This window comes from Neobacillus endophyticus, from assembly GCF_013248975.1.
GTDB classification, from domain to species: domain Bacteria; phylum Bacillota; class Bacilli; order Bacillales; family Cytobacillaceae; genus Neobacillus; species Neobacillus endophyticus.
In genome coordinates, this window is sequence record NZ_JABRWH010000001.1 from 4131597 (window position 1) to 4145954 (window position 14358).

Below are 14358 nucleotides of genomic sequence, written 5' to 3' on the forward strand. Positions count from 1 at the left end.
TCAAATGGTCTTTTTTATGGCTTCAAAAAATGTCCGGTTACTTCTGTTTTACGCTCCATCCATCGGCAAATGCCTCGCATGCCTAGACTTCCCCGCCTTGTTTCATCATGCTTTTCTCTTAATCACTTGCATACGTTTATTAAACAATGTCGGATAGGAGAGGAACCCAATCATGATGCTGGTGACTACTGCTGTCGTTAGCAACAAAAATAAGATCAGCAATTGAAATTGGACAGCTTGAACAGGGTCAGCGCCAGCAATGATTTGCCCGCTCATCATCCCGGGAAGCTGGACAAGTCCAATAGTTTTCTGACTTTCAACAGTGGGAATTGTGCTTGCTTTGATCGCAGCAATGAGCGAAGACTGGATTGCCTGTTTGGGCGTTCCACCTAAAGATAAGATTAGCTCCGTTTCATCCTGTCGCGCCTCCACTTCTGCAGTAAAACGATTGAGAAATAAAATAGCAAGCACCATCGAATTACCAATCACCATCCCGCTGATCGGTATAATATATTGTGCGGTAGGCGGCGTGATATGGAAGCCAATTAAGATTCCTTGTGTGAGTACCTCAACAAAAAGAAAGGTAACCACCAATTTCCAGGTCATACCTCTTATCGATTTTCCTTTTTTTCTTGCGTTTTGCGTTGCTGCTCCGATCATTAATATCAACATCAACGTGATAAAAAGATAATTCTCTGATGCAAAAACAAATTTTAAAATATAACCGACAACCAATAATTGAATAATGGAACGAATCGTTGCAATGATGGCATCCTTTTCTAAACCTAACTTTAATGTTTTCGATAATAGCAGCGGGATCAGGACAAAAATAAGAGCTAGTGATAATGATACAAAATTCAATCTAACTCCCCCCTTACAAAGCGCTGTACCCTTTCATCCTGAGGATGTTGCAGAATATGGCTTTCCCCAGCTTCGATCACCTCTCCACCCATCATAACCCAAGAAAAGTCACCAATCGAAATGGCTTGCTCTAAGTTATGGGTGATCCAAATGATGGTTGTAGAATATTCCCTATTTATTTTGATGATCAGCTCTTCGATTTCTTGCTGTGAAACCCGATCAAGCGACGAGGTAATTTCATCTAACAATAGAACTTTTGGTTGGTTGACAAGTGTTCGAGCGATCGAAACTTTTTGGCGCTGGCCGCCGGATAAATCTTTCACATGATGATTCAAAAACTTGTCTTCAAGTCCGACCATCTGCAACAGCTCTTTTGCTTTCTCTTCGGGCAGCTGTTCTCCTTTTAGTGTCAATGGCAGCGCCAGGTTTGTCCAAACAGTCCCGCTGACCATTGTGGCGCTTTGAAGCGCAAGCCCAACTTCGCGGCGCAGTGAAAGCGGATCATAGTCCTCGATCGGTTTATCTTTTAGAATAATTTGACCTGTATCTGGTGAGATCAATCCGTTACACAATTTAAATAAGGTGGTCTTCCCTGCTCCGGAAGGACCGACCAAAGTGGTAATTTTCCCTTCATGAAACGAACCTGTTAGATCATTTAAAATCGGATTTTTTCCGTCTGAATAATAGACGTGCTCAAATCTAATCACAGCATTTATGGGCATGTTCATCAGCCCCCTTTTAAATAGAATTTACACCTTTTCCTCCAGCAACGGGATTTTTACTTCCACTCCTAATTGAGTCAGTAAACTACCAAGTATTTCAAGTCCGGATTTAGGGTTCATTTTTGTTTCAAGGTAATAGGTTTCACCTGTAACTATAGATATATAAGTTTGTTTTTGTCTAAAATTCTTATTATCTTGATGGAGCGGTTTTAATGAGAGAGCATACCTTGTACCAGCATCTGTTGAGTCAAGGATCACGCCCCTTTTCACAAACTGATGAAGCGGCAGCTTATGTGCTTCGATCCATCTCAAGCCTTCTTTCCATAAAGCAGGGACACTTTCTCCTCGAATAATTGTTTTACTTTCACCAAGTTTGACATGAATATACAGGGTATCCCATTTTTTGTAGCCTAGGTTTTCTTCAGCCGGATCAAGCCGCTGGTTATCCTTATTTCGTTCCGCTGCTTTTTTCTTTAGCTGTTCGAACAGCTTCTCTACTGTTCCTGTCCCGACATTTTCATACTTAGCCAGAATCACAAGTTCCTTCGGAAGCTGCCCAATGCTATACATTTCATCATTGTTTAATTGGCGAATGAGACTCGGAAAACCGGTAAACTCTTCTATTGTAATCGGCAATTTGGCGAGTTCTTCCGTGACAACGATATGATCAGTTTTGAAAAAGAAAAAGAGTTCTCCAGGCCTTTCTATGATCAGTTTTCTTCGAATTTTTTCCTCTTCAATAAATACTTTTAATTCTTCAAAGAACTGTTCATCATTTTTTACACTGTAGCGCTTTACATGTCTGTGAAGCCCCTCAAGACTGTTCGGTAATTCACTTATGATCCTCGCTTGCTGTTCGGCACCCAGACGGATTAAAAAGGTTTCAGACTTATCAAAGCGCTGGGGTAAAAGGAAGGCATCGCGAAGAAAATATGGGACCTCCAGTTTTTGGCTTTTATATGTAATGGTACGAATCGTGGTGAATCCTGGGATTTCCTGTACTTTTGACGGATAAGTTACTGTCGCTGCTGTTTCTTTACTGGCTGTGCTTTCTTCCAGTTTGGAATTTGGGTTTCTTAATAGTTCCTCCAATGACTTCAATCTGACTTCAATTTCAGTCATATTGTATTTTTGTTCAGTTTTTGGCGCAGGATCTTGATAGCCAGGAACGGTTACATCGACTGGTCCGTACACCTCCACATACCACTTAACTATTTTATATAAAGCCTCCCATGACAATAATGCTTCGGAAAACCGGAATGGACGGGCGTCATGTGCGGCCTGGTTACCAATTTGGCGAACATAGTGAAGGGCATCGCGAATTTCGGGAGTTAAATATCCTTGATCATTCAATAGATCAAGCCGTTCTTTTAAATTTGCTCTTCCTTCCTCGGGCAGTTTTTCTTTGAGGATTACCTGCTGTAAGATATTTTCCACAAAGACTCTTGCATGGGTAAGCATCGTTCGCGGACTAGAATAAATGCTTTTTTCCAGTTCCATCGCTACCAAAGCCAACTCTTTAGAAATAGGTTCAAGAAATTGATAGAAATATTTGTCCATTCTCTCTTCCTCCGGTTCCAAATGACTACTATTATTCTATCATATTAAGACCTTTCAAGGAGGAAAGGTTCGTTGATATTCCTTGTTTTGTACTGTTAAAAACAAGATTCAAATGATAGGATATTTTATGAAAAATAACTGGAAGGAGAATTCCATTGAATTCAATTGTAGTAGTGGTAAAAGGGTTAATTCTACATAATGGTAAAGTTTTAATCGTTAAACGGGCAGCTGAGGATGAAGTCGGCGGCGGCACTTGGGAGTGTGCCGGTGGAAAAATAGAGTTCGGTGAAGAATTAGAAGCGGCGTTAAGACGGGAGATTAAAGAAGAAGTAGGATTAGATGTTACATTTGATCGGATCTTATATGCCACCACTTTTAATACCCATCCATCTAGACAAGTCGTTATTTTAACCTACTTATGTCATGGTGATCATCAGGAAGTTTCTCTATCAAAGGAGCACAGTGCGTATAAATGGACGACGAAGGACCAATTGAGATACCTTTTATCCCCTGGTATTGTCAGTGATTTTGAGAAAAATAAGGTGTTTGATTTGCCAGAGTTGGTATAATTTCTTATGAAACCTCCTTGATTATTCCAATCTATGTAACTTCGACCAATTCTCAAAAACTCTTGATCGCTTTAGCAGAACAGAGTAAAATAATCAACGTTGAATAAAGATACAACCTGGCGAATAATTATTTTACGGAGGTTTTATAGATGAAAAGCAACAAATTAGGTCTTTGGCTTCTGACAGCTCTTGTAGTTGGGAATATGGTCGGGTCCGGAATATTTATGCTTCCACAATCACTTGCGAAAGCGGCAAGTCCAGCAGGCGTCTTGCTTGCATGGCTTGTGACCGGTGTTGGTGTCTTAATGCTTTCATTAGTATTTGGAAATCTATCCTTGAGAAAGCCGGATTTGAACGGTGGTGTTCAGATGTATGCACAGGCGATTTTTCTTGAAGGGTCCCGTTCCGGCGTATTATCTGGGTATGTCGTCTCTTGGGGATATTGGATTGCAAACGTGACAGGGAATGTAGCCGTTTTAACAACGTTTATCGGCTATCTATCAACCTTCTTTCCTATTATGACCAGTAGCGCCAAATTATTTACGGTCGGGTCATTAACCGTCAAAGTTGGTGGTTTTATTACATTCGTCATTTGTTCCATCGTACTTTGGGCCATCAATGCCATTATTTTACGAGGGATTGAAAGAACGGGACAAATTAACTTTGTGGCAACAGCGACTAAGGTGATTGGCTTTTTAATTTTTATCTGTTTTACACTATTTGCTTTTCAAAAAACTAATCTGCTTCCTTTTGTACAACCAAGGACGGATGACAACGGTGGCCATCTTGGCTTGCTTGGACAAGTCAACAATGCGGCTGTAACAACACTTTGGGCGTTTGTTGGAATCGAATCCGCCGTCATGTTTTCGAAACGTGCGAAGAAACATTCAGATATTAAAAAGGCAACTGTTCTTGGACTTGTGATCTCGTTAGTGATTTATGTTGGAATCACGATGCTAGTAATGGGAAGTTTGACGCAAACCGAATTAATGAACGCAAATAAACCGCTAGTTGACGCACTTCAAAAAGTAGTCGGTCATCATGTCAGTTATGTCATGGCAGTGTTCGATTTGATCTCTTTAACAGGAACAACGATCGGATGGATTTTCCTGAGTGCAGAAGCTCCTTACCAAGCGGCTAAACAAGGACTGTTCCCTCCTATCTTTAAAAAGGAAAATAAAAATGGAGTTCCGGCATCATCTCTTATTCTGACCAATGCATTTTCGCAAATTTTTCTATTCTTAACGATTTCGGATACGTTAAGTAATGCTTATAATTTCGTTGTACAGGTCGCAACCCTCGCCTATCTCGTTCCTTATGCAGCATCTTCTATTTATCAAATGAAAATGGTGGCCAAGGGTGATACGTATCAAAACGGAAAAGGGCGCATCATGGATGGCATTATTTCTTCTCTCGCTACCATTTATGCCATTTATGTCATCATAGCGGGAACTTCGAATATGAAAACATTCCTATTAGGAATCGCCTTATATGCAGTAGGAATTCTCGTCTATCCTTTTTTAATGAAGCTTAAGGCAAAGGACTCAGTTATAGAACAAGAAGCTGCATAAGCGGAAAGAAAACAGCCGATCACAATATGATTGGCTGTTTTCTATTTTTCTCTATTAAAAATAGGTGCTTTCTGTTAACCCGCATTTTCGGCATTTCCTGAAACCGCTCGTTTCCCAAAAGATATGCCTGCATTGTTGCTGGATACTGGCCAGTTCCTTTTGCAATAAATCTAGCTGCTGCTGAAGGAGCTTCATTTCTTTGGTTAATTTCTTCACAATAAAACTATTATCGGTAAATTCTTGATCCATCTTCAATGAATTCCTCCGCCTTTTGCTTCATTCCTTCTTCTATTTCCCTTTCACCAGCCATTCCCCGAATGTGATGAGAAATTTTCATGGAGCAAAATTTCGGACCGCACATGGAACAAAAATGGGCTGTTTTAGCACCAGTAGCAGGAAGGGTTTCATCATGATATTCACGAGCACGTTCCGGATCAAGTGAAAGATTAAATTGGTCTTCCCATCGGAATTCAAAACGGGCTTTCGATAAAGCATTGTCACGAACTTGTGCACCAGGATGGCCTTTCGCCAAATCGGCTGCATGGGCAGCTATTTTATAAGCAATTACCCCATCACGGACATCTTCTTTATTTGGCAGACCAAGATGTTCTTTTGGCGTTACATAGCAAAGCATTGCCGTTCCAAACCAGCCAATCATCGCGGCGCCTATCGCAGATGTAATGTGATCATATCCCGGGGCAATATCAGTTGTCAGTGGTCCAAGTGTATAAAAGGGCGCTTCTTGGCATATTTCCATTTGCTTATCGACATTCTCTTTAATCATATGCATCGGTACATGGCCTGGCCCTTCAATCATGACCTGTACATCATGCTTCCAAGCAATTTTCGTTAATTCACCCAATGTTTCAAGTTCGGCAAACTGAGCTTCATCATTGGCATCGGCTATGCTTCCAGGACGAAGACCGTCCCCTAGAGATACTGAAATATCATATGTTTTTAAAATTTCACAGATCTCTTCGAAGTGCGTATATAAGAAATTTTCCTGATGGTGGGCTAAACACCATTGCGCCAGAATCGACCCGCCGCGGGATACGATTCCTGTCGTCCGTTTCACAGTTAATGGGATATACCGCAGCAACACGCCCGCATGAATGGTAAAATAATCCACACCTTGTTCTGCTTGTTCAATTAATGTATCACGATAGACTTCCCAAGTTAAATCCTCGGCAATTCCATTGACTTTCTCAAGGGCTTGATAAATCGGTACGGTACCTACAGGCACAGGGGAATTGCGGATAATCCATTCCCTTGTTGTATGAATATTTTTCCCTGTCGATAAATCCATGATCGTATCGGCTCCCCAGCGGATGGCCCAGGTCATTTTTTCCACCTCTTCTTCAATCGAAGAAGTGACGGCTGAATTTCCGATGTTTGCATTGATTTTGACATGAAAATTGCGACCTATGATCATTGGCTCACTTTCGGGGTGGTTAATATTTGCCGGAATGATCGCTCTCCCTCTTGCCACCTCACTACGAACAAATTCCGGATCCATATTTTCCCTAATGGCTATGTATTCCATTTCGGGTGTAATGATTCCTTTCTTGGCATAATGCATTTGTGTGACATTTTTTCCTATTTTAGCTCGGAGGGGTGTTTGATTGATATTTGGGAACCACTCCTGGTTCGCCCGTTCATCCCCTTCCAGAAATCCATTATCATTTGGCTTAATCTCTCTTCCCGCATAGGCCTCGACATCATCGCGTTCCATGATCCATTTATGGCGTAATGCCGGTAGTCCTTTCCTAATATCTACTTGATATTCAGTGTCCGTATAGGGGCCGCTAGTGTCGTATACGCGTATCGGTTCATTTGTTTCTTCCTGAAAATCCGTAACAGTGGGATTTTGCTTAATTTCTCGCATTGGAACATGGATATCCGGCCTTGAACCCTCCACATACACCTTCTGGCTTCCTGAAAATTGTGATTTCAATTCAATTTGTACTTTTGGTTCCCTTTGCATGACAAGTTCCTCCTCAAAATTGGTTAATCGTGAACCTTTAGGAGCACACCAGCTAAGGGATAAATGACAATAAAAAAGGTTCTGTGCATGCACAGAACCTGATTGGTCATCAAAGAAGTAGAGGCACCAATCTAGCATAATTGACACCTTCGATACTACTTCCCTACGCTGGTATAATCCAGATCAGGTTCAAAGGGTCAAAGAATTTTAACGCATTCTTCTCTCAGTCCGAGCCATCGGACCCCCCTAGTAGAGTAATTCAATATTTAATTTATGAGACTTACTGGATAAACATAACATAAATTATATAGATAGAAAAGTAATATGATCATTTATTTTTTTAGAAAGACATCCTTTTCCTTTCCATGTGATCTATGTAACCATAAAAATAACTATTCCTTTATTTTAAATTAGACTGCTTGTTATTGCTGATTTTCAACATTTTTTTAATGGTGTTTATGGCTAATTTCTGAAGTGATATAGAAAAGTGAAACGTCTGGCATGTAACGTTAAAAATTCTTCGATAGTAATAATTAAATAGAGGATAACCTCCATTTTTGAGGTTATCCTCCTTTTTATCATTAAGCCGTCTTAATAATTGGACTAGTTTTCCGCATCACAAACATTTCCATGCCTCTTGCTTTTAAGCGTTCGAAGAAAGGTGCAGGGTCAATCATTTCTGGCGGTATACACCCTGTTTCATTCAAGAGGCCTTCAGCGATCATATCAACTGCTACGACTGGCGGTACCCCAGTTTGCCAAACCGTGGCTTGAAATCCAACTTTTTTATAGATTTCATCATGGTTGGCAAGTGTATAAACGAACAGTTCTTCGTTTTGGCTGCCCTTCGTGCCTTTTACATATGCACCCACACAGGAATATCCATGTATTTTCCCAGCAAGTTCGGCAGGCTTTGGCATAGTGGTCACCACTACATCACGCGGGATGACATCCACACCGCCCACTTTAATTGGTTCTTTACTATCAAGTCCCAAATAACTTAAGACCTTTAATGTATTCACGAAATCCGGGTGAAGTGCATAACGAAACTCTACATATTCACAACCTTTGCCAATGGTCTTACCGAGGGTTGCAGCTTCCTCGTGTTCCACCACATAGCAGTCCAACCAACCGATAGGCTCTGGAAATTCAAACTCATCTTTATTTGCAAATGGAGTTGGATAATATTGTAAACCATCTTTTGCTGTCCAATAATTTGGTTTTGCCAGACATTCCTGTATGGCTGTTTGAGGGCTGAAGAATGCGCAAAATCCCTCATAATCGACCTCGGAATTATCCCCATCAAGAATCGTGATTGATTTCACGGTATCTAATTGATCCGCCGCATATCTTGCTGCTATATTTGAAAAACCTGGGTCACATCCTAACCCCATAATCCCTAGTACACCTGCTTTTTTAAATCGATCACCCCAATCTAGTTGCTTTAATAGGTCATCAGGGCTATCGGAAGCCATGTCAATATAATGGGTTTTTGTGTCAATACACGCCTGCATGACGGTATAGTTAAACTCTGGTATTCCAGCATGAATGAGTACGTCAATATCTTTTAATATCGATGCCACGCTGTCTTTATTACACGCATTTACCTGACAAACCTCTATAGAAGCTGATGTCTTTTCACGCAGTTTTTCCACAATCTTTTCTGCCGCTAATGTGGAAATATCCGCTAGTACTAATTTATTTAAATATCCCTTCTTGACTACCTCCGATGCACATACCTGACCTACACCGCCAACTCCCAGAATTGCTGCATTAAAACTCAAACAGTCGTCCTCCTAAAAATTCATCATTCTAAATCCGAATACGCAACAGCCAACGTTTACCTGATCCGATTTCAACCCATTGTTTCAATTTATATTGCCACGCCCCTTTCAGGTGTTTGATCTATATTAAGCCAGGCTTGATCTAAACCAAGCCTGTGCGTAATATCAATGGAATTATCTCTTTGATTCATTGTATGGTCATACATGCAGTTTTTATGATGCGCCAGCATTCTAAATATTCAGATCAAAACAAATGATGAGATTTTCTAGTTGTGGATGGCTTGGTGCTGCAGCTTCCTCATTTCTTCCAGATGTTGATGAATGCCATAAAGAACTTGATCAATTTGTTCATATGAAATGACAGCTGGCGGCTCAATCCGAATGACTCTGGAATTATTTAACGTTCCGCCAACTAAAATGTTGTCCGTAAATAACCGTTTCGCCAATTCAAAACCGATTTCATTGTTAGCAAATTGCATGCCAATTAACAATCCTTTGCCTCTTACTGCAACTAATAAATCTGAATGTTCCTTTTGGATTTGAACTAGACGGGATAATATATAATCACCTTTATCTTTAGCCATCTCAGGGATATTTTCTTCCAAAATGGTCTTTATGCCCGCAATCGCTCCTGCACAGCAGAGAGGATTTCCGCCAAATGTAGAGGAACCCAGAAGGAATGGATTTTCTTCCAATTTGGTCCAGAATTTCGGGCGGGCAACCATTGCAGCGATCGGCATCACACCTCCGCCAAATGCTTTTCCGATTGTCATAATATCAGGAATGACTTCAAAATGTTCAATGCCAAACATTTTTCCGGTCCGCCCCATCCCCGTTTGGATTTCATCTACAATGAGCAAACAGTCATGCTCATCACAAATTTGCCGAAGTCTTTTAAAATAGTTCTGAGGGGGAATATTGACACCGCCTTCTCCTTGGATTGGTTCCACCATAATTCCGGCAACGGTTTCACCTGTTGCTTCAAGATTTTTTATCATTTTTTCCATTTCATCTGCATTTCCAAATTCAACATGGTAGAATCCAGGTAAAAGCGGCATATAGGGTTCACGGAAAACGGCCTTTCCCGAGGCTGAAAGCGAGCCAAAGGTTTTGCCATGGAAACCGTTCGTTGTGGAAATAAAGCATTTTTTCCCTGTGGCAATCCTTGCTAATTTAAGCGCCATTTCGTTTGCTTCTGTTCCGCAATTCGTTAAATAAGAATATTGTAGATCACCAGGGGTAATCGCAGCCACGAGTTTGGACAGATAGCCGCGCAACGGGTCAACCAGCTCTTGGCTGTGGAGGGCATATCGTTTAATCTGGGCTTCTACCGCTTTTACAACATTCGGATGCCGGTGTCCGAGTAAATAAACCCCATAACCGCCTAAACAATCGATAAATTCTCTTCCTTTTGTATCACGAAAAACAGCTCCTTCTCCCTCCCATTCAACAAATGAAAAGTCCGTTGAAGCAGCCTTGCGGTGTTTTAAGATCGCACTATTCACATACAAACCAAAATTTTCAACCGAGTCTGAAACGATTCGACTTTTTTCTTCTTCTGTTAGTTCTTTACTTTCGATGAAGTGTAAAATACTTTTGGCAAGATCTAAACTTTCTTCTCGTGTTTTTTGCATTTTATCCATCCTTTTTTATTCATTTTGAAAACGACAACTAAAATACTGCAAGAATCGCGCCAAGCAAAATACATGATTACATCAACATAAATAAAAAAGGAGATTTCTCATTCTTGAGAAATCTCTTTCCATTCCTGACTATTTTGCTCGAAAATGATGGATGTTTTCAGCTGCAAACTATATTTCTCAAATCTTAGAAACTTTTCTCAAATTTGAGAAGTTCATGTTCTTCTAGTTTGCGATAAAGGGTGGCCAAACTTATTTCCAATTCATGAGCCATTAATTTTTTTGATTTTACACTGGCACCATATTTGTCTAATAAATTCTTTAGAATATATTTTTCTTCCATTTGCAATCGTTTTTTTAGACTTAATTCACTCGACTGTCCATTTGGTTTTCGCCAATTGAGGATACGGCGCGGCAGACTTTCGGGCGTAATTTTTGTTGTGGTTTCCATATTCACTGCGTACTCTACCGCATTTTCCAACTCTCTGATATTTCCTGGCCAATTATATTCCTGCAAAATTTTGATCGTTTCATCATCAAATTCTTCTATGGGCTTATTGGCAATTTTCATGTGTTTCTGAAGAAAATGATTCATTAGAATGGGGATGTCACTCATCCTCTCCTTTAATGGAGGAATGGAGATTGGAATCACGTTTAAACGAAAATATAAATCTGCCCGGAATTCTCCGTCTAACACAGCTTGTTCCAAATTTTTGTTAGTAGCAGCCATGACCCTGACATTAATCGGAATTGATTTCGTTCCGCCGACCCTTTCGATTTCCTTTGTTTGCAAAACATGCAGCAGTTTAATCTGAAGATGTAGAGGCATATCGCCGATTTCATCCAGAAAAATCGTTCCTTTATCCGCTAATTCGAATTTCCCTACTTTTCCTTGTCTTCTGGCACCTGTAAATGCGCCATTTTCATAACCGAACAACTCACTCTCTAATAAAGAATCAGGAATGGCCCCGCAATTGACATTAATGAATGGACCTCCTCGCCGTTCCCCTGCATGATGGATGGCCATAGCCAAGAGGCCTTTCCCTGTCCCGGTTTCTCCTGTAATTAATATGGTTGAATGGCTATTACAAATCTTGCTCGCCTGTTCCTTTAATTTCTTCAACGGCTCACTTTCCCCGATCACTTCATCTATCGAAGAAAGTCGGTGTGAGCTAGTCATAGAGTAAGCCAACCTACGAACATCAGAACTTTTTCGAATAGAAGACACTGCCCCAATAATCTGGTTCTTCAGCCGAATGGGTGATGTGGATACTAGAAATTCGGTTTGCACTCCTTTTATTTCGTACGTTTCCTCTTTTTCTTTATAAGCTTCTCCCGTTGTTAGTACCTCCAGCATCGGAGACCCTGGAAGCACTTCAGAAAGCGACCTTCCGATCAGTTCTCCTCTTTTACGTTTAAAAAGAGTTTCAACAGGAGGATTAATGTGATTAATCACCCCCGTATCATCTATTGCCACAATTCCCTCATGGATCGATTCAATAATGGTATTTAATTGAATAGTCGTTAATTGTATTTTTTTAATCGCTTCTTGTTCAGCAATTTTCCCCGCTAATAATTTTTCCATCTGCTCTAAAAATTCGAGCATTTGGGTTTTATTTTCGAGCAGCTGCTTTTGCTGTTCCTCTGAAAATGCCAACAGGCCCAGAACGCCAATAGCTCGTCCCTGATAGCGGATTGGACAACAAATTTCCGCATACTCCTCCACTTGACTCGTAATATAGGAAGGGTCATAGTGAGGATCATTTCGTGCATCCTCCACAATATAGGGTTGATTAGTAGTTAACACTCTTCCATATAAAAACCCTGCATCTCTAAAACCATTTTCCTCCTTTTTATTGATACGTTTTTTGATTTTGCCCGTCCCGGCGACAACGGTCATCGCGTCATCTATTACTTCTGTATCCAGCTTTAAGGCCGCCGAAATGGCTGACGCAATCTCCTGTACCTGAACCTGAAACTCCATCAAACGGCTGGTCACATTATCCCTCCAAAACGATTAAAAAGATTGGATGTCACATCATTCTGTTTATTAATAACATTTTATACTAAATGACGGTTCGTTTTTTGCTGTTTTTTATTTTCTAGTCATTTTTAAAATATAGTAACCTAGAAAATAGAAAAGGCATCTAATGCAGATGCCTGATAGGTGGTATTTAATGAAGGACGAACCCTCGCTGAAAATGATTCATATCGGTTAGTTCAAGTATATATTCTAAATTATGAATCTCATTTAGAAGGATTTCTCTTTCTGCCAAGGTTAAGTTTGGATTCTCCAATTTCTTCTGCAGCACACGTTTCGATGTCTCTAATTTTTCTTTCACTTCTTCAAAGTTCATGTTCAAGACTCCCTTTTCTGTTCTTCTTTTATACCGCATTCTTTTATATCTAAATTATAGTAAAAAAACACCGTTGTTCACGGCGCAGATGTTGAAGATTCGTGACACTTATGTTTCAGAATTTGGAACACATGGGAGTCTTGATTTTTAGAAAAATGATACTTTCTTAAGAATATTTAATTAAATATTTGATTCCAATAGTTCGCATTCATAAATCTTAATTCCCAAACTGCCGATCCTGCCAGATGGTATTTGGATACTAGATCAATGTAAAGGTTTAATGACTTTGCTGTTGGCAGCCATATTTTATATTGCAGGTTATTGGCATAGTAAGAGGTGTAATATTCACCTAACGAGGGATCCCAGGATAGATTACGGCGATTTTTGGTGACTAAACTTTCAACATATTGAATCGGCTCTGCTGGGTCTTTCACAATTTTCCCTTGGGGATTTTGCTGCCAAATCCTTGTATAACCTGGGACACCCATGATGATTTTATCTGCCGGAATGCCAGTTTGAATGAATTCTTGCACATTTTCCTTTAGCCACGATAAGGATGTAACAGGGCCTGGTACCGGATCCGTTCCCCAATGCTCGTCATAGCCCATAAACACAATATAATCGCAGTATTTTCCAATAATGTCATGATCAAATGGTGAACCATTATTATTTCTGCCATTTGGATCAGGTGGAAGATCGATGGATAAGACAATAGACGTTTTATTTAATTCTGAAGATAGATTTTTGATAAATTGAGAAAATGCTCCACGGTCAGCGCGGCTCACATTTTCAATATCCAGATTAACGCCATACCAATGGTTGTGTACGGCATTTTGGTGAATATTTTTAATAATCTGCTTGGTTTTCGTATGGTTTGTTAGGAATTCATGGACTTTTGTGTTTGTATCTGTGTCCATCATGATTCGTGCCCATATGACTTTACCCTCTGCTAGAATCTTGTTTGTTAACACCGCATTCGAATTTACTTGGAGATTGAAATGGTTATCAATCGTGGCAGAATCTGGTGATACAACTGTTAAGTTCTTATAGTCAGCCAGGCCTTGAACATTGGGAAGAGTACCTGAAACCCAGCCAAGTGTGATGGAGGATGCTTTACCAGTTTGAGATGTACCGTTAGTAGAACTTTGCTTTGCTCCTACCCCATGATTAGGAGCAGTGTTGCTCCCTCCAATATACACAATCATACTGGGGACCAGCAGCACCAATGAAAAAAGCAAAATGGCCATCATCCAAAAAGATGGATGAAATCGGACCTGACTCGATTTCCAGTTAAATATGTTCTTAATCAT

The 14358-nt window shown here is 40.3% G+C and carries 13 protein-coding genes and 1 riboswitch; of the genes, 2 read left to right on the forward strand and 11 right to left on the reverse strand.

The window, feature by feature from the left end:
- Positions 1-105: 105 nt before the first annotated feature.
- Genes HPT25_RS20280 through HPT25_RS20290 form a run of 3 tightly spaced genes read right to left on the reverse strand, consistent with a single transcriptional unit; the run spans position 106 to position 3143 of the window.
- Complete coding sequence (locus HPT25_RS20280) at positions 106-861, reverse strand: ABC transporter permease (RefSeq protein ID WP_173068416.1); 756 nt, start codon at positions 859-861, stop codon at positions 106-108.
- A complete protein-coding gene (locus HPT25_RS20285; protein WP_173068419.1) occupies positions 858-1589 on the reverse strand; it encodes an ABC transporter ATP-binding protein in 732 nt (243 codons plus the stop codon). The genes HPT25_RS20280 and HPT25_RS20285 overlap by 4 nt, the downstream gene beginning before the upstream one ends.
- A gap of 21 nt (positions 1590-1610) precedes the next feature.
- Positions 1611-3143: a DUF4145 domain-containing protein gene (locus HPT25_RS20290; protein WP_246277245.1), complete on the reverse strand. Its 1533-nt coding sequence runs from the start codon at positions 3141-3143 to the stop codon at positions 1611-1613.
- A gap of 155 nt (positions 3144-3298) precedes the next feature.
- Between HPT25_RS20290 and HPT25_RS20295 the strand changes: the two genes are divergently transcribed.
- Together HPT25_RS20295 and HPT25_RS20300 are read left to right on the forward strand one after the other, a co-directional pair.
- Entirely contained in the window at positions 3299-3712 is a 414-nt protein-coding gene (locus HPT25_RS20295) for an NUDIX hydrolase (RefSeq protein WP_217269775.1), read from the forward strand.
- Positions 3713-3861: 149 nt separating this feature from the next.
- Positions 3862-5283, forward strand: a complete 1422-nt coding sequence (locus tag HPT25_RS20300) for an amino acid permease (protein WP_173068422.1) — start codon at positions 3862-3864, stop codon at positions 5281-5283.
- Positions 5284-5337: 54 nt separating this feature from the next.
- Here HPT25_RS20300 and HPT25_RS20305 read toward each other — a convergent pair whose 3' ends face one another.
- From HPT25_RS20305 to HPT25_RS20335, 8 genes are all read right to left on the reverse strand, one after another.
- Positions 5338-5538, reverse strand: a complete 201-nt coding sequence (locus HPT25_RS20305; RefSeq protein ID WP_173068425.1) for a hypothetical protein — start codon at positions 5536-5538, stop codon at positions 5338-5340.
- A complete protein-coding gene (gene thiC, locus HPT25_RS20310; protein ID WP_173068428.1) occupies positions 5510-7267 on the reverse strand; it encodes a phosphomethylpyrimidine synthase ThiC in 1758 nt (585 codons plus the stop codon). The genes HPT25_RS20305 and thiC overlap by 29 nt, the downstream gene beginning before the upstream one ends.
- Positions 7268-7410: 143 nt before the next feature.
- Positions 7411-7525, reverse strand: a riboswitch (TPP riboswitch).
- A 323-nt stretch (positions 7526-7848) separates the two neighbouring features.
- The gene (locus HPT25_RS20315; RefSeq protein ID WP_173068431.1) at positions 7849-9051 is read right to left on the reverse strand and encodes a saccharopine dehydrogenase family protein; all 1203 of its coding nucleotides are present in this window, start codon (positions 9049-9051) and stop codon (positions 7849-7851) included.
- Positions 9052-9140: 89 nt separating this feature from the next.
- Positions 9141-9281 (reverse strand): hypothetical protein, encoded by a 141-nt coding sequence (locus HPT25_RS28445; protein WP_217269776.1) that lies wholly within the window; start codon positions 9279-9281, stop codon positions 9141-9143.
- Positions 9282-9317: 36 nt separating this feature from the next.
- On the reverse strand, positions 9318-10685 hold the full coding sequence (locus HPT25_RS20320; protein WP_217269777.1) for a putrescine aminotransferase: 1368 nt from the start codon (positions 10683-10685) through the stop codon (positions 9318-9320).
- 193 nt (positions 10686-10878) lie between these two features.
- Positions 10879-12690, reverse strand: coding sequence for a sigma-54-dependent Fis family transcriptional regulator (locus tag HPT25_RS20325; RefSeq protein WP_312857309.1), 1812 nt, complete (start codon positions 12688-12690; stop codon positions 10879-10881).
- Positions 12691-12865: 175 nt separating this feature from the next.
- Positions 12866-13048 carry a DUF3896 family protein gene (locus HPT25_RS20330; RefSeq protein WP_173068434.1) on the reverse strand — a complete coding sequence of 61 codons (183 nt, stop codon included), beginning with the start codon at positions 13046-13048 and terminating at the stop codon, positions 12866-12868.
- A gap of 176 nt (positions 13049-13224) precedes the next feature.
- Positions 13225-14358, reverse strand: coding sequence for a glycosyl hydrolase family 18 protein (locus HPT25_RS20335; RefSeq protein WP_173068436.1), 1134 nt, complete (start codon positions 14356-14358; stop codon positions 13225-13227).

Coding starts and splice junctions, on each gene's coding strand:
- HPT25_RS20285 (WP_173068419.1), bottom strand. CDS start 1,589: ATGAACATGCCCATAAATGCTGTGATTAGATTTGAGCACGTCTATTAT.
- HPT25_RS20290 (WP_246277245.1), bottom strand. CDS start 3,143: ATGGACAAATATTTCTATCAATTTCTTGAACCTATTTCTAAAGAGTTG.
- HPT25_RS20300 (WP_173068422.1), top strand. CDS start 3,862: ATGAAAAGCAACAAATTAGGTCTTTGGCTTCTGACAGCTCTTGTAGTT.
- thiC (WP_173068428.1), bottom strand. CDS start 7,267: ATGCAAAGGGAACCAAAAGTACAAATTGAATTGAAATCACAATTTTCA.
- HPT25_RS28445 (WP_217269776.1), bottom strand. CDS start 9,281: ATGCTGGCGCATCATAAAAACTGCATGTATGACCATACAATGAATCAA.
- HPT25_RS20320 (WP_217269777.1), bottom strand. CDS start 10,685: ATGCAAAAAACACGAGAAGAAAGTTTAGATCTTGCCAAAAGTATTTTA.
- HPT25_RS20330 (WP_173068434.1), bottom strand. CDS start 13,048: ATGAACTTTGAAGAAGTGAAAGAAAAATTAGAGACATCGAAACGTGTG.
- HPT25_RS20335 (WP_173068436.1), bottom strand. CDS start 14,358: ATGATTAAGAACATATTTAACTGGAAATCGAGTCAGGTCCGATTTCAT.